Origin of the sequence: Nocardia pseudobrasiliensis NBRC 108224 (assembly GCF_001613105.1) — a bacterium.
Classification (GTDB): Bacteria; Actinomycetota; Actinomycetes; order Mycobacteriales; family Mycobacteriaceae; genus Nocardia; species Nocardia pseudobrasiliensis.
The window spans coordinates 524,430-540,087 of the sequence record NZ_BDBS01000002.1; the positions used below are offsets into that span (position 1 = coordinate 524,430).

14 protein-coding genes are annotated in these 15,658 nt (G+C 68.0%); 8 read left to right on the plus strand and 6 right to left on the minus strand.

The genetic code is table 11. The features are described 5' to 3' along the window. Positions 1-511: 511 nt before the first annotated feature. The 3 genes from NP4_RS03830 to cofC form a co-directional block, all read right to left on the minus strand. Positions 512-1,408: an NUDIX hydrolase gene (locus NP4_RS03830; protein WP_245996973.1), complete on the minus strand. Its 897-nt coding sequence runs from the start codon at positions 1,406-1,408 to the stop codon at positions 512-514. A gap of 50 nt (positions 1,409-1,458) precedes the next feature. Then, positions 1,459-3,636 (minus strand): RNA degradosome polyphosphate kinase, encoded by a 2,178-nt coding sequence (locus tag NP4_RS03835; RefSeq protein WP_067991736.1) that lies wholly within the window; start codon positions 3,634-3,636, stop codon positions 1,459-1,461. A gap of 158 nt (positions 3,637-3,794) precedes the next feature. Next, entirely contained in the window at positions 3,795-4,493 is a 699-nt protein-coding gene (cofC, locus tag NP4_RS03840; RefSeq protein WP_067991739.1) for a 2-phospho-L-lactate guanylyltransferase, read from the minus strand. 267 nt (positions 4,494-4,760) lie between these two features. On the opposite strand from cofC, the gene NP4_RS03845 reads away from it, so the two are divergent. Beyond that, on the plus strand, positions 4,761-5,756 hold the full coding sequence (locus tag NP4_RS03845) for an NAD(P)H-dependent glycerol-3-phosphate dehydrogenase (RefSeq protein ID WP_067991740.1): 996 nt from the start codon (positions 4,761-4,763) through the stop codon (positions 5,754-5,756). A 34-nt stretch (positions 5,757-5,790) separates the two neighbouring features. Then, positions 5,791-6,876 (plus strand): D-alanine--D-alanine ligase family protein, encoded by a 1,086-nt coding sequence (locus tag NP4_RS03850; protein ID WP_067991743.1) that lies wholly within the window; start codon positions 5,791-5,793, stop codon positions 6,874-6,876. 1 nt (position 6,877) lies between these two features. Here NP4_RS03850 and NP4_RS03855 read toward each other — a convergent pair whose 3' ends face one another. Beyond that, positions 6,878-7,555, minus strand: a complete 678-nt coding sequence (locus NP4_RS03855) for a DUF3515 domain-containing protein (RefSeq protein WP_067991745.1) — start codon at positions 7,553-7,555, stop codon at positions 6,878-6,880. Positions 7,556-7,684: 129 nt separating this feature from the next. Between NP4_RS03855 and NP4_RS03860 the strand changes: the two genes are divergently transcribed. Genes NP4_RS03860 through NP4_RS03870 form a run of 3 tightly spaced genes read left to right on the plus strand, consistent with a single transcriptional unit; the run spans position 7,685 to position 9,676 of the window. Beyond that, the gene (locus NP4_RS03860) at positions 7,685-8,656 is read left to right on the plus strand and encodes a thiamine-phosphate kinase (RefSeq protein ID WP_255285377.1); all 972 of its coding nucleotides are present in this window, start codon (positions 7,685-7,687) and stop codon (positions 8,654-8,656) included. 39 nt (positions 8,657-8,695) lie between these two features. Then, positions 8,696-9,373 (plus strand): uracil-DNA glycosylase, encoded by a 678-nt coding sequence (locus NP4_RS03865; protein WP_067991752.1) that lies wholly within the window; start codon positions 8,696-8,698, stop codon positions 9,371-9,373. A gap of 39 nt (positions 9,374-9,412) precedes the next feature. Further along, positions 9,413-9,676: a hypothetical protein gene (locus NP4_RS03870; RefSeq protein ID WP_062506825.1), complete on the plus strand. Its 264-nt coding sequence runs from the start codon at positions 9,413-9,415 to the stop codon at positions 9,674-9,676. On the opposite strand, the gene NP4_RS03875 is transcribed toward NP4_RS03870, so the two are convergent. Both NP4_RS03875 and rpmB read right to left on the minus strand, forming a co-directional pair. Next, complete coding sequence (locus NP4_RS03875) at positions 9,660-10,172, minus strand: GNAT family N-acetyltransferase (protein WP_067991756.1); 513 nt, start codon at positions 10,170-10,172, stop codon at positions 9,660-9,662. The genes NP4_RS03870 and NP4_RS03875 overlap by 17 nt on opposite strands. 69 nt (positions 10,173-10,241) lie before the next feature. After that, complete coding sequence (gene rpmB / locus NP4_RS03880; RefSeq protein ID WP_011210730.1) at positions 10,242-10,433, minus strand: 50S ribosomal protein L28; 192 nt, start codon at positions 10,431-10,433, stop codon at positions 10,242-10,244. A 445-nt stretch (positions 10,434-10,878) separates the two neighbouring features. Between rpmB and fakA the strand changes: the two genes are divergently transcribed. From fakA to NP4_RS03895, 3 genes are read left to right on the plus strand one after another with little or no spacing between them, the layout of a single operon-like run. After that, positions 10,879-12,453, plus strand: coding sequence for a DAK2 domain-containing protein (gene fakA, locus NP4_RS03885; RefSeq protein ID WP_067992116.1), 1,575 nt, complete (start codon positions 10,879-10,881; stop codon positions 12,451-12,453). Continuing rightward, positions 12,454-14,724 (plus strand): ATP-dependent DNA helicase RecG, encoded by a 2,271-nt coding sequence (gene recG / locus NP4_RS03890; protein WP_067991759.1) that lies wholly within the window; start codon positions 12,454-12,456, stop codon positions 14,722-14,724. Positions 14,725-14,746: 22 nt separating this feature from the next. Beyond that, positions 14,747-15,649, plus strand: a complete 903-nt coding sequence (locus NP4_RS03895) for an EamA family transporter (RefSeq protein ID WP_067992119.1) — start codon at positions 14,747-14,749, stop codon at positions 15,647-15,649. Positions 15,650-15,658 lie beyond the last annotated feature (9 nt).

The window sequence follows — 15,658 nt, forward strand, 5'->3', positions numbered from 1 at the left end:
TCCGTCGTCAGGCGCATGGGCCCGGGGCCATCATCATGTCTGGATCTCGGCGTATGGGTCGGGGTCACGGCCCATCTCGATCCCGTGCGCTTGCCTCGGGATCACGGCTCATTCGGATCTCGGGCGAATGTTCCCGTCACGGCTTCGATGTCGACCAACGATTCGGGGACTTGCCTGATCCCGACGTTCGGCGGATGGCTCAGGGCCACGCCCGACTTCGGCGGCGGCGGATGTCTCAGGGGCGCGCCGCATTACGGCATCGATGTATCACTCCGGGGCGCACGTCGGCGCGGTGAAGGCGTATGTGCCACGGCCACGGGTCATTTCGATCTTGCGCGTATAGCCCTGGGGCATGCCATTTCTCGACGTCGGACGTGGGTGCGGGCGCACCGGGTTTCGATCTCGGGTGTAAAGCTCCGGGCCGCACCCGTAATGCCCAGGGCCGCGGCATTTCTCGACGTCAGAGCGATGATCGGGTCACGCGCGGTGATCCTGTGAACGTCCCCGAGCCTCAACGTGGCCGTAGCGCCTTGTCGAGATGGTCGGCGGCCACCAGGCGGCCGTCGGCTATGGAGAGAACCCAGGCGCTGCCCTTGCGGTTGCGGGCGGGAGGCAGTGTGACGCCGTCGATTTCGGCCCATTCGCCCAGTAGGTACGGAATCACCTTGCCCTGGCTACAGATAACGCGCACCGTGTCGGGAGACGCCAGTGTGCGTACGCGGGACAGGGCCTCCTGAGGCGCTGCGGCATAACCCTTTTCGGAAAGAAGGGGTTCTGGAACGATATCCACGCCCAACTCGTCGGCGAGTGGGCGCACGGTGTCCATGCAACGCACCGGCGGGGCCGAGTGGATCTCGGTCGCGCCGAAGGCGAGCAGATTCGGAACCAGCAGCAGGGCCTGCTCGATGCCGGACTTCTCCAGCGGCCGTTCCTCATCGGGTCCGGCGAAGCGGCCGCGACGACCTGCCTTCGCGTGGCGGACCACCAGCAGGGTGGTCGTATCGGGCGGCAGGCGCAGGAAGCTGCGGACGATGCGCCGGTCCATCGGATAGGACAGCCGATCCATCACCTGGTCGACGCGATGCCACTGCAGCGCATCCACTTCGGAATTGACCTCGAACTCGCCGTCGAGCACCGCGGCGGCCCAGTAGTCGACCCGCTTCAACTTCCGATGTCCGGTCACCGGATAGGTCACATGGCCGAGATAGCGCCCGATTCGACAGCGCAGACCCGTCTCCTCGGCCACCTCGCGCACGGCCGCGACCATCGGCGTCTCACCGGGATCGAGCTTGCCCTTGGGCAGCGACCAGTCGTCGTACTTCTGCCGATGCACCACGGCGATCTCGATCGCGCCGTCGGCGGACCACCGCCACACCACGGCGCCGGCCGCCAAGATGTTGGCGGTCACGCGCGGGTCCGAGATTCCGATGTCATCGGAATCCGATGCCACCGAATGATTCACTGCTGATCCGGCCGCCGCAGCCGCATGAGGAACTCCTGATGATCGCGCACCTGGTCCACCGGCCCGTCACCGTCGGGATCGGGCTCGGCCAACCAGCTTCCATCCGGTTGTAGTACCCAGCAGCGGGTCGAAGGATTCAGGGCGGAGTCGAATACCGTGGCCAGCTGCTCGCACAGCTTCGGATCCTTCACCTGTGCCATGACCTCCACGCGCCGGTCCAGATTGCGGTGCATCATATCCGCGCTGCCGATCCAGAACTCGTCCTGCGCCTGGAAGTGCAGGACGCGCGAATGCTCCAGGAATCGGCCGAGAATCGAACGCACCTGGATGTTGTCGCTCATCCCCGGCACTCCCGGCCGCAGCGCGCAGATACCACGCACCACGATCTCCACCGGCACGCCGGCCTGGGAGGCGCGATACAGCGCGTCGATGATCTGCTCGTCGACGATCGCGTTGCACTTCAACCGGATCCGGCCGGGCAGCCCCTGGTCGGCGAGTTCGGTCTCGCGGCGGATCCGCTCGATGATGCCCGCGCGCACACTGCTCGGCGCGACCAACAGGTTGCGGTAGTTGGCCTTTCGGGAGTACCCGGTCAGCGAGTTGAACAGGTCGGTCAGATCCGCGCCGATTTCCGGTGCGGCGGTGAGCAATCCGACATCCTCGTAGAGTCGGGCGGTCTTGGGGTTGTAATTGCCGGTGCCGATGTGGCAGTAGCGGCGAATGGTGGAACCCTCGCGCCGCACCACCAAACACGTCTTGCAGTGCGTCTTGAGCCCGATCAGGCCGTAGACCACGTGCACGCCCGCCTGTTCCAGCTGCCGCGCCCACTTGATATTGGCCTGCTCGTCGAAGCGGGCCTTGATCTCCACCAGAGCCACGACCTGTTTGCCGGCCTCGGCGGCGTCGATCAGGGCGTTGACGATGGGGGAGTCGCCGGAGGTGCGATAGAGGGTCTGCTTGATCGCCAGCACCTGCGGGTCGGCGGCGGCCTGTTCGATGAACCGCTGCACGCTGGTGGAGAACGAGTCGTAGGGATGGTGCACCAGCACATCGCTCTCGCGCAGGGCGGCGAAAACGTTTCGCGGCGTTTCCCTTTCGCCGAAGGCGGGCGGGGTGGCCGGGACGTAGGGTGCGTCCTTGAGGGCGGGCCGGTCCACGCCGTACACCTGCCACAGACACGACAGATCCAGCAGACCCGGCACCTGGATCACATCGGCCGGGTCCACGTCGAGCTCGCGCAGCAGCAGCTCGAGCATGTGCTCGGTCATATCGTCGGAGACCTCGAGGCGCACCGGCGAACCGAAGCGCCGCCGCGCCAGCTCGCGCTCGAGCGCCTGCAGCAGATCCTCGTCGCGATCCTCGTCGACCTCGAAGTCGGCATTGCGGGTGATCCGGAACGAATGGTGCTCGACCACCTCCATCCCGGGGAACAGCTGATCGAGGTGGGCCGCGATCAAATCCTCCATCGGCAGGAAGGCCACCGCCGGACGGACCGGGGCGTCGGGATCGCGTCCCTCCTTGGCCGTCACTGTTACGAAGCGGTTGACGTTGTCGGGGACCTTTACGCGGGCGAAGTGTTCGCCGCCGGTCTCGCAGTCCTTCACCGTCACGGCCAGATTCAGGCTCAGGCCGCTGATGTAGGGGAAGGGGTGGGCCGGATCGACGGCCAGCGGTGTGAGCACCGGGAAGACCTGGTCCTGGAAATACCGAGAGAAGCGCTGGCGCTCATCGTCGTCGAGATCGGCCCAGCCGATGATCGCGATGCTCTCCTCGGCCAGCGCCGGGAGCACCTGATCGAGGAAGACCCGGGCGTGGCGAACCGCGAGGTCCTGGGTGCGCTTGGCGATCAGGCCCAGCTGTTCGGTGGGGGTCAGACCGTCCGCGGAACGGACCGCGAGCCCGGCGTCGGCGCGGCGCTTGAGCCCGGCGACGCGGACCATATAGAACTCGTCCAGATTCGAGGCGAAGATGGCGAGGAATTTCGCCCGCTCGAGCAGGGGTTCGGAGGTGTCCTCGGCCAGGGCGAGCACCCGGGCGTTGAAGTCCAGCCAGCTCAGCTCGCGGTTGAGATAGCGATCTTGTGGCAACTGAGCCGCCGCGGTGGCGGTGCGCGGCGGGGTAGCCGCGGGCGGCGCTGCCGGTAGTCGAGGTTGCTGGACATCCGTTTCGCTCACGCCGTCTCCTCGCTGGCGCTCGTCGCCGTCGTGCGCGAAGCGCGCTGTATCGTCGGTTCACTCGCAAGCTCGCTCACGCTCACGATCATTCCTTACCTGTCGGGCGGCGCCACGCGTGACACCGCCGATCGACAACCTATCGCCGGTCGGGCGATCATCTAGCACACATGTGACCCGGCCGTGCACCTCCGCGTGAGATCCGTGTGAACAGGGTGCGGCCAACCGATGTCTTCGAGAAGCGCCGCGGTGGCCGGGCCGACGCCGAGCGCGGCGGCGGCGGTCAGATCGGCGGCGGTATCGACGTCCAGGCGCAGGCCGGGCCACTCACCGGCGAGATCCTTTGCGCCGGAATCGATGTGACGGCGTGCGGAATTCGGGCCGAAAAGCGGTGCCAGCGGGGCGATTCCGTCGCGCACCAGCAGGGCGGCGGTGCCGTGGCCGGTATGGTCGGCGACTACCGAACGGCCGGTCGACGGCGCGGTGGTCAACATGTCGTGCAGCTCGTCGCCGCGCAGGGCGGGCAGATCCGCTTGCAGCGCAAGCAGTTCCACCGGTCCGCGGGTGCGGCGCACGGCGGCGGCCGCATCGGTCAGGGCGGCGTTGAGTCCGTCGTCGGCCGCCGCGGGATCCGGATGCGCGTGCGCGCCCAGCGCGCGGACGGCGGCGGCCACGTCGGCATCGGGGGTCACCACGGTCACCGAGCCGAGTCCGGCGATCGTGGCGGCGGTAACGGTATCCGAGAGCATTGCCAGTACCAGCCGCGAGCGCTCGGCCGGGGACAACCGGTCGGCGAGGCGGCTCTTGGCACTGTCGAGGTTCTTCACCGCGATCACGGCGTGGACGGCATCCGGACGCATGGCCCAATATTCGCACGCCGGGCCGAGCGGTTGTCGTTGTGCCGGGTCAGGGGAAGATCGCTGGGGGGAAATCGGCGTGGTGGTGTCTCGGCGCGGTTGTGTCCGTCGGGGTGGCGTATCGGCGTCTTAGCGACTCGGCGCGGCTGTGTCCGTCGGGATGGCGTATTGGCGTCTTAGCGACTCGGCGCGGCTGTGTCCGTCGGGATGGCATATTGGCGTCTTAGCGACTCGGCGCGGCTGTGTCCGTCGGGATGGCATATTGGCGTCATGACTAGGGCGGCTGTGATGGGTGCGGGTTCGTGGGGCACCGCGTTCGCGAAGGTGTTGAACGACGCGGGGACCTCCGTGACGATGTGGGCTCGGCGCGCGGAGGTGGCCAAGGCCCTGGCCTCGGAGCATCGCAATCCCTCCTATCTGACCGATGTGGCGCTGCCGGGCATCGCGGCCACCGACGATCATCGGGTGGCCCTCGATGGCGCGGATATCGTCGTGCTGGCCGTCCCGTCGCAGTCGCTGCGGGTCAATCTCGCGGCGTGGAAGAACGATGTGCCCGCCGACGCCACGCTGTTGAGCCTGGCCAAGGGCATCGAGACCGGGACGCTGCTGCGGATGAGTCAGGTGATCCACGAGGTCACCGGGGCCGATCCGGGCCGGATCGCGGTGCTGTCGGGACCGAATCTGGCGCGTGAGATCGCCGATGAACAGCCCGCGGCCTCGGTGGTGGCCTGCGCGGATCCCGAACGGGCCGAGGCCGTGCAGCACGCCTGCGGCACCGGCTACTTCCGGCCCTACACCAATACCGATGTCGTCGGCTGCGAGCTGGGCGGGGCGTGTAAGAACGTGATCGCGCTGGCCTGCGGGATCGCGGCGGGAATGGGACTGGGCGACAACTCGATCGCGAGCCTGATCACCCGCGGGCTGGCCGAGATCATGCGGCTGGGGGTGGCGCTGGGCGCCAATCCGGTGACGCTGGCCGGACTCGCGGGCGTGGGCGATCTGGTCGCCACCTGCACCTCGCCGCTGTCGCGCAACCGGTCCTTCGGACATGTGCTCGGTGCGGGCGGTTCGATGGACGCCGCGCAGCAGGCCACCCACGGTCAGGTCGCCGAGGGCGTGAAGTCGTGCACCTCGATCCGCGCGCTGGCCGAACGCCACGGGGTGGAAGTGCCGCTGACCACGGCCGTCCATCAGGTGTGCCATGAGGGTCTGTCGGTCTCGGATGCGGTGGGACAGCTGCTCGGGCGGCGGATGAAGCCGGAATGAATGGTTGCGGGCCGGTTTGGGTACGGTTCGCACTATGAGTAATCGGATCAGGGTCGCGGTCGTCTTCGGCGGGCGGAGCAACGAACATGCCGTGTCGTGTGTCTCGGCCGGCTTCGTGCTACGCAGCCTCGACCCCGAACGATTCGAGCCGGTGCCGGTCGGCATCACCCGCGAGGGCGCCTGGGTGCAGGCCGGATCCGATACTCGCGCCCTGGCCATCGCCGACCGGGCCCTGCCGTCGGTGGACGGCGGTGATACCGAACTGGTGCTCGCCCATTCCGGCAGCCTGCTCCCGCTCGACGGCTCGGCCGCAGGCCCGGGCGCGGTCGATGTCGTATTCTCGGTGCTGCACGGCGCTTTCGGCGAGGACGGCACGATGCAGGGGCTGCTCGAGATGGCCGGACTGCCCTATGTCGGACCGGGCGTACTGGCCAGCGCGACCGGTATGGACAAGGAGTTCATGAAGAAACTCCTTGTGGCCGAAGGACTTCCGGTCGGCGATCATGTCGTGTTGCGGCCGGGTGTTGCCACGGTGAGCCCCGCCGATCGCGAGCGGCTGGCCCTGCCGGTCTTCGTCAAACCCGCGCGCGGCGGCTCGTCCATCGGCATCACCAAGGTGGATCGTTGGGAGGATCTCGACGCGGCCATCGGCGTTGCGCGCCACCATGATCCGAAGGTGATCGTGGAGGCGGGCATCGTCGGCCGCGAGGTCGAATGCGGCGTACTGGAATTCCCGGACGGCCGGGTGGAAGCCAGTGTGCCCGCGGAGATCCGGATGCCCGAGGCCGAGACGGCCGCGCCGGACTTCTACGATTTCGACACCAAATATCTCGACGACGTGTGCGAATTCGATATCCCGGCCAAACTGGACGACGATATCGCGGAGCGGATCCGGGAGTTGGCGGTCCGCGCGTTCCGCGCCCTGGACTGCCAGGGCCTGGGCCGCGTCGACTTCTTCGTCACCCCCGACGGCCCGGTGATCAACGAGATCAACACCATGCCCGGTATGACCTCGATCTCGATGTACCCGCGGATGTGGGAGAGCACGGGCGTCGACAACCGGACGCTGGTCACGACTCTGATCGAGACGGCCCTGTCGCGCGGCACCGGCCTGCGCTGAGTCAGTTCGGTACCGGCCCCGGATCGATCGGCTGGGCGGGCAGCGTCTTGGTGATCGCGTTCGAAATGTCCTGCAGCGGTGTGGGTCCGGCGCTGTTGGGCATGGTCACCGCGATATAGGTGCCGCGGTCGACGGCGAACCAGGTACCGGAGGTCACCCCGCTGGTCTGGTCGCGGACCTCGAACCAGTTGACGCCGTTGACGATCTGCAGCGAGGACGCCTTGTTGAATTCGAGGGGCCGGTCCAGCCCGCAGCGCAGCACGATCGGATCGCCGCCGTCGGGCAGCTGCCACGCCGCGGTTGCGGGCGGTGCCGGTTGGGCGAGTTCGGCCCTGGTGTAGTCGCCGACCTTGTCCGGCAGGGCGGGTAGCAGCGCGGTGCAGGGCTGTCCGGTCGCGGCGGGCGCGGGCACCGATCCCAGCGCGAGCGGCTCGCGGGTGGTGTGCTGGCGCGAGAGCACCGCGATGACCAGGACGGCCACGATCAGGGCGACCGGGAGGGCGACGGCGGTGGCGATCAGCGCGGGATGCATTTTGGGGCCGTCGGATTCGGCCGAGCCGTACCGATCGGCGGGAGCGTCGGGTTCGGAGGGCTCGCCGACATCGGCCGACGAGCCGGTCGTATCGTCGGTGTGGTCGTCCGCCGTAGTCGCGTCGGGTCGCTCCGCTTCCTTGCTCATCCGGGGATTCGTCTCCAGTCGTTGTCGTCGGAAATCGCGCATCGAGCCTAGCGACGAGGGCGGTTCTGTCCGGATCGGGGGCCACGGTAGCGTCGACAGGTCCACAGCCGCTCACGGAAGGAGACGGTCATCACCGCCGACAGTCCGCGGACCGTGCGCGAACTCGGGGAGTTCGGGTTGATCGCGCGCATGAACGCCGGGCGCGCTCAGGCGCCGGATGTGGTGCTGGGTCCCGGCGACGACGCGGCGGTGATCGCGGCGCCCGCCGGACGCTATGTGGTCAGCGCCGACATGTTGATCCAGGATCGTCACTTCCGGCTGGACTGGTCGAGTCCGCGCGAGATCGGCGCGAAGGCCATCGCGCAGAACGCCGCCGATGTCGTGGCGATGGGTTCCGCGCCCAGCGCCTTCCTGGTCTCCCTGGGCTGCCCCGCCGATACGACGGTCGAATTCATCGACGGACTGGTCGAGGGACTGTGGGCCGAGGCCGGGCGCGCGGGCGGTTCGATCGCGGGCGGCGATGTGGTCAGCGCTCCGCTGCTGGTGATCTCGGTGACCGCGTTCGGTGATCCGGCCGGGCGGCCACCGGTGCTGCGATCGGGTGCGCGACCCGGCGATATCGTCGCGGTCGCCGGGCGGCTCGGCTGGTCTGCTGCCGGGCTGGCGATCCTGTCGGCCGGACTCGATTGCGAGTCCTGCCCCGAACTCGTTGCCGCGCATCGGCTTCCCTGCCCGCCCTACGAGGCGGTGCTGGATCTGCCCCGGGGTACGGCCGTGACCGCCATGACCGACGTCTCCGACGGGCTACTCGCCGATATCGGGCATATCGCCGAATCGTCCGGTGTCGCCATCGATCTCGACACGGGCTCGGTGCGCGACGAAACCCTCGACCACGCCGCGAAGCTGGTGGACGCCGATCCGCTGGCCTGGGCGCTCACCGGCGGTGAGGATCACGCGTTCGCGGCGACTTTCGCTGCTGGACAACAGCTTCCGGACGGTTGGCGGCGCGTCGGACGGGTCGGGGCGGGCGCGGGAGTGACCGTCGACGGCCGCGGTTGGACCGGACTGGTCGGCTGGGAGTCGTTCACCGGCGGTGGGTGAACTACCGCCGTGAATCCGGCCGCGCTATGTTTTCCGGCCATGGGCGCAAAACCACTGTCGGAGATCATCGATACGGGCTGGGCCGAGGCACTCGCACCGGTCACCGAGCGCATCGCGGAGATGGGCGAATTCCTGCGCGCCGAGAACAACGCGGGCCGCGGCTATCTTCCGAAGGGCGAGGACGTGCTGCGCGCGTTCCAGCGGCCCTTCGACAAGGTTCGGGTGCTGATCGTGGGCCAGGATCCCTATCCGACGCCCGGTCACGCCATGGGCCTGAGTTTCTCGGTGGCCCCGGACGTTTCGCCGGTGCCGCGCAGCCTGAACAACATCTTCTCCGAATACTCCAAGGATCTGGGCTATCCGACACCCACGTGCGGTGATCTGTCGCCGTGGTCGGATCAGGGCGTGCTGATGTTGAACAGGGTGCTGACCGTGCAGCCCGGACAGCCGGCCTCCCATCGCGGCAAGGGCTGGGAAGCGGTGACCGAGCAGGCTATTCGCGCCCTTGTGGCCCGTGACCAGCCGATGGTGGCGATTCTGTGGGGCCGCGACGCCTCGACGCTCAAGCCGATGCTCGGCTCGCTGCCCTATCTCGAATCCGCCCATCCCTCACCGCTGTCCGCCTCGCGAGGTTTCTTCGGATCGAGGCCGTTCTCCCGCACCAACGAGTTGCTCGGTACATTGGGTGCCGCCCCGGTCGAGTGGCGTTTGCCGTAGCCGTGGCGTGAGTTGTTCGAGCGAATCAGGAGCAAGTGCATGCAGATGAAGTCCGTGCGTGGCGCCGTCGTCACCGCAGTTGCCGGAGCGGCCATCCTGGGCGCCCCCGCGGTGGCTCAGGCCGCGACCATTCCGCTGGAGCCGGAGCCGGTGGCCACCCAGCAGGCCGGCCCGGTGCTGGCGCTGTACGACCCGCAGACCGGTTCGGCGTCGCTGTCGTCCAATGTGAACGCGCGGGTGCTGTGCATCTTCCAGAGCGTCAGCGCCGCGGGCGGTCTGGACTGCCTCAACGGCGCGAACTGAATTCCACGCGGCGGATCATGCGGACCTCGACGGCCGGTGTGAACGCTTCTGTCCTTCGAGTGCCGTCGAGTTCGAAGCCGTATTTCCGATAGAAGGCCTGGGCGCGCGGATTCTGCTCGAAGACCCATAGCGAGGTGTCCGCCTCGGGGTCGAGGACCGCGCGCATCAGATCGTGGGCGACGCCGGTGCCGTACCAGGTGGCGCGGACGTAGATCGCGTTCAGCTCCCGGGTGGTCACCGGCGCTTCGCCGCCGGAGGGGCCGCCGCTGGCGAATCCGATGACCGTGTCGTCGGCCAGTGCGATCACCGTATTGTTCGGATGGCGCGCGAGCCTGCGGTTCCAGGTCTCGGTGGCCCGGCCGAGTTCGAAGGCTGCCAGGGTGTGAGCGGGGACGAGGTCGCGATAGGCCTCACGCCAGCAGGCGATATGACATTGCGCCAGGCCGCGGGTGTGCTCCGCGGTGAGCGGGATTACGCGCCAGCGCTGTTCGATCATGATCCCCCATCGACGAGAAAGCCCCGGCTCACCCTCATCGGGCGCCGGGGCGTTCTCGGGTTCGGTGTCTCAGCCGCGGACGACCTTGCCCGCCTTCAGGCAGGAGGTGCACACGTTCATGCGGCGGGTGTTGCCCGGCGCGACCTGCGCACGGACGGTCTGGATGTTCGGGTTCCAGCGACGGTTGGTGCGCCGGTGCGAATGCGAAACCGACTTCCCGAAGCCGGGGCCCTTGGCGCAGACGTCGCAGACGGCAGCCATAGTCGCGAGCTCCTTCATGTCATGTGGGGACCGCTGTCTTCGCGGGACAGCCTGTCCGGAAACCTGTAGTCAAATGCCTGTCGACGAGAACCGTCGACGTCCGCGACCGAGCGACGGCCGCGGGAGGCAACCCTGCAAGAGTAGCGGCCGCGCTAGATCGATGTCCAATCGCTGTGTTTATCTGCCGCTCCTTCGTCGCGGCGGGGGTTTGGAGGTTGGACGTGTTGGTGGGGTTGCAAAGCGTTGCGGGCACGGCCGCGGGAAAGAAATGTTGTCGAGCCGCGAAGCCAAATGGGTGTGGCTGCTGGCGGGGGTGTGATGATCACCACCTGGGGAAGGCTGTCGGTGGGGGCGACTACGCTGATCGACGGTGTGTGCAGATCGCGGCGGCGGTGGAAGGACGGTGACGGTGCCCGGGGTCCGGGAGGCGCTCGACGGTGCGGAAATGGCGCGCTGGGGACAGCTCTGTCTGGCCGGACTCGAGCGGCATCGTGACGAGATCAATGCGCTGAACGTTTTTCCCGTCGCCGATTCCGATACCGGGACCAATCTACTGGCCACCATGCGCGCGGCCGTCGCGGCGGCGAGCGGGCAGACCGGTTCGGCGCGGGCCGTACTCGATGCCATGGCGCGGGCGGGAACCGTTGGCGCACGGGGTAATTCGGGCATCATTCTGTCGCAGGCGCTGCGCGGATTCGCCGAGGCGGTCGATGGCGACGCCTTGATCGCGCCGATGCTGCCCGTCGCGTTGCGACGCGGGGCCGTGCTGGTCCGCGAGGCGTTGAGCACGCCCGTCGAGGGGACCATGCTGACCGTGCTGGAGGCGGCGGCCGATCGGGTCGCCGACGTAGAAGGCGAATCGCTCGCGGAGATCGCCCTGGCCGCGGCCGATGGCGCGGCCAAGGCGCTGGTCGATACCCCTTCTCAATTGGGTGTGCTGCGTGAGGCCGGTGTGGTGGATGCCGGGGCGCGGGGGCTGCTGGTGTTGTTCGATGCCCTGGTCGAGGTGATCGTGGGCCGGGTGCCTGCTCGTCCGGCGTATCAGAAGTCCGACGAGTACCGCGATGGCCCCGCGGATCGGGGCCGTCCCGCTCGTTTTCCCACCGAGAGCACGACTCTCGACATTCCCCAATACGAAGTCATGTATCTGCTCTCGGACACCGACGAACAGCGGATCGCCGTCCTACGAGAAGGACTTGCGGCGCTGGGCGATTCGGTAGTGGTCGTCGGCGACGGCGGAGGCCGGTACTCGACCCACGTGCACTGCGCGGATGCCGGAGCGGCCGTCGAGGCGGGCCTGGTCGCGGGCGCGATGAGCAATATTCGGATCGAGGGGCTGGCGGTGAATCCCCTCGCGGTGCGAGGCCCGGCCGATCGCGGAATTCTGGTCGTCGCCAGCGGAGCGGGGGCCGCGCGGTTGTTCGAGGACGCCGGTGCGGTGGTGCTCGACGGGCCGGTGACCGCCGAGGTTCTGCTGGAGGCGATTCGACGGATGCCGCATCGCGAGGTCCTGGTGCTGCCCAACGGCGCGCTGCCCGCCCATGAACTGGTCGCGGTGAGTGTGGCCGCGCGCGACGGTCGGCGCGAGGTGCTTATGCTGCCGAGCGGCTCGATGGTGCAGGGTCTGGCGGCGCTCGCGCTGCACGACGACGGCCGGATCGCGGTCGACGATGCCTTCACCATGTCCGAGGCCGCGGCCGGTACCCGCTGGGGCGCGCTGCGCATCGCGACCGAGCGCGCGCTGACCATCGTCGGAACCTGTGAGCGGAACGACGGGCTGGGCCTGGTCGGTCACGATGTCGTGGTCATCGATCCGGATCCGGGTCGCGCGGCGCGCACACTGCTGGATCGCATGCTCGGACTGGGCGGTGAACTGGTCACGCTGCTACTCGGCGCAGACGCCCCACCCGGCCTGGCCGACGAACTGGCCGAACATATTTCGGCGACCTTCCCTGGCGTGGAGGTCGTCTCCTACGAGGGCGGGCAGCCGGTGGATCTGGTGCAGATCGGGGTGGAATAGATGGCGACACTGGGTGACCGACTCGATCACGTGCTGGGTGTGAAGGCGGCCGAACCGCTGGCCGATGCGTTCGATATGCAGACCGTCGAGGATCTGCTGCGGCACTATCCGCTGCGCTACGCCACACAGGGCCAGCCGCTGACCGAGGAAGCGCCCGAGGAGGGCGCGCATATCACCGTGGTCGGCCTGGTCACCAAGACCGAACTGCGCCCGATGCGGCAGCGGCGCGGCAAACTGCTCAAGGTCGAACTCGACACCGGTTCGGCGCGGCCGGTGGAGATCACCTTCTTCAACGGCGACAAGGTAAATTATCTTGTCAAACAGGGCGTTCGGGCGATGATGTCGGGCACGGTGCACTGGTGGCGGCCGGACCGCTGGAATCTGTCGCATCCGTCGTATCTGATCCTGCCCGAGGCCGACGACTCGGTCGAGAATCTCACCGCGGTGCGCGGCGGGGGTTCGCTGCGCGGATTGGCCGAGAGCGCGAAAGGCGCTGAGGGAGTGGATGTCTCGTTCTTCGAGCGCGAGTTCATCCCCGTCTACGCGGCGACGGCCAAGGTGCAGAGCTGGGATCTGCTGGCCTGTGTGCGGCAGGTGCTGGACCAGCTGGACCCCATCGACGATCCGCTGTCGGAGGATATTCGCGACGACCGCGGCCTGATGGCGATCTCCGATGCGCTGCGGCTCATCCATCTGCCCGAGCACAAGGCCGATATCGAACAGGCCAGGGAGCGTTTGCGTTTCGATGAGGCGCTGGCGCTGCAGCTGGTGCTCGCCGAACGCCGCCACGATGTGGAGGGCCGCGCCGCGCGACCGTGCCCGCCCCGAACCGGCGGTATCGCAACGGCTTTCGAGACCAGGCTGCCGTTCGAGCTGACCGCCGGACAGCAGAAGGTGATCGCGGAGATCTCCGACGATCTGTCGCGCAGCCATCCGATGCATCGGCTGCTGCAGGGCGAGGTCGGTTCGGGCAAGACGATCGTCGCGCTGCACGCCATGTTGCAGGTGGTCGACGCCGGGCAGCAGTGCGCCCTGCTCGCGCCCACGGAAGTACTTGCCTCCCAGCACTACCGGTCGCTACGCAAAATGCTCGGCGATCTGGGTACGGCCGGGGAACTGGGCGCGGACGAACGGGCCACCAAGGTGGTGCTGGTAACCGGGTCGATGTCCACCGCCGCGAAGAAGTCGGCGCTGCTGGACGCGATGACCGGGGAGGCGGGCATCGTCATCGGCACCCACGCGCTGATCCAGGACGCGGTGGAATTCCACGACCTGGGCATGGTGATCGTCGACGAGCAGCATCGCTTCGGCGTCGAACAGCGAGATGCCTTGCGCGCCAAGGCCAAAGGAGATATCAGCCCGCATCTGCTGGTGATGACCGCCACGCCGATTCCGCGCACCATCGCCATGACCACACTCGGTGATCTGGAGACCTCCACACTGACCGAACTGCCGCGCGGACGCTCGCCGATCACCACCCGGGTGGTGCCCGCGCGCATGAGACCCGCCTGGGTGGAACGGGCCTGGGAGCGGATTCGCGAGGAGGTCGGGGCCGGGCGGCAGGCCTATGTCGTGTGCTCGCGCATCGGCGACGAGGAAGAGGATACGAAGGGCAAGGGAAAGAAGAAGGAGAAGGCCGCCGAGGAGAAGGAGGGCCCGACCACCCACGCCGCGACCGACGTCTTCGAAACCCTGCGCAGCGGCCCGCTGTCGGAACTGCGGGTGGGCCTGCTGCACGGGCGGCTGCCCAATGACGAGAAGGACCGCGTCATGCGGGAATTCAACGACGGCGCCATCGACGTGCTGGTGTGCACCACGGTCGTCGAGGTCGGTGTGGACGTGCCGAACGCGACGGTGATGGTGATCGTGGACGCCGACCGGTTCGGGGTGAGCCAGCTGCATCAGCTGCGCGGACGGGTCGGGCGCGGTGCGCATCCCGGACTGTGTCTGCTGATCACGGAGACCTCGCCCATGGGTACGGCCATGGCGCGACTCGAGGCAGTCGCGGGCACGCTCGACGGATTCGAACTGTCGGTCCTGGATCTGCGCCAGCGTCGCGAGGGTGACGTACTCGGATCCGCTCAATCGGGAACGGCCCGCAGTCTGCGATTGTTGTCACTGTTGGACGACCTCGAGGTCATCACGGCGGCACAGCAATTGGCGCGTGAGGTGGTCGAGTCCGATCCCGGTCTGACGAAACATCCCGGCCTGGCGTCGATGATGCGCGCCGCCGTCGATACGGAGCGGATCGAATATCTGGCCAAGTCCTGAGGTGACACGAGAAGGTGAGTCAGTGGTAGCGATCGATGTCGGGGGACGGAAGTTCGAGCTGCCGCAGCTGTTTTCGCGGGCCGCCCTGCGTCAGGGCGTCGGCGGGGTGCCGCCGACGGCGCTGGTCATGGCCGGAATCGTCAGCCTGCAGCTGGGTCAGGCGCTGGCCACGCGATTGTTCGCGGCCACCGGCCCGGCCGGTGTGGTGAGTCTGCGGCTGCTGTTCGCCGGTGTGGTGCTGCTGGTGTTCTGGCGTTCGGCGCTGCGGATCCGGCGCAGCGCGCTGCCGGTGGTGCTCGCCTACGGCTCGGTGCTGGCGCTGATGAATGTCGCCTTCTACGAGGCGATCGCCCGTATCCCACTCGGAATCGCCGCCACCATCGAATTTCTCGGTCCGCTGGGCGTGGCGCTCGCCGGATCGCGTCGCTGGATCGATCCGGTATGGGCGGTGCTGGCGGGCGGCGGCGTACTGCTGCTGACCCAGGCCGACGGACCGGTCGTCTGGACCGGCATCGTCCTGGCTCTCATCGCCGCGGCGCTCTGGGCGGCCTATATCCTGCTCGGCGCGAAACTGGGCGAAACGACCAGCGGCGGTGGCGGATTGGCGCTGGCCATGGCCTTCGGAGGCCTGATCGTGGCCCCCTTCGGCATCGCCGGGGCGGGGACGGCCCTGCTCGAACCCACGGTTCTGCTCGCGGGCTTCGGCGTGGCCCTCTTATCCTCGGTTCTGCCCTATTCGGTGGAACTCGAGGCCCTGCGCCGCATTCCGCCCCGCGTATTCGGCGTGCTCATGAGTCTGGAACCCGCGGTCGCCGCGCTGGCGGGCGTGCTGGTGCTGAACCAGGCGCTGAATCTGCCACAGTGGGGCGGAATCGCCTGTGTGGTGGCCGCTTCCATCGGCGCTACCCGGATGGCCAAGGCGTAGCGCTCGGAC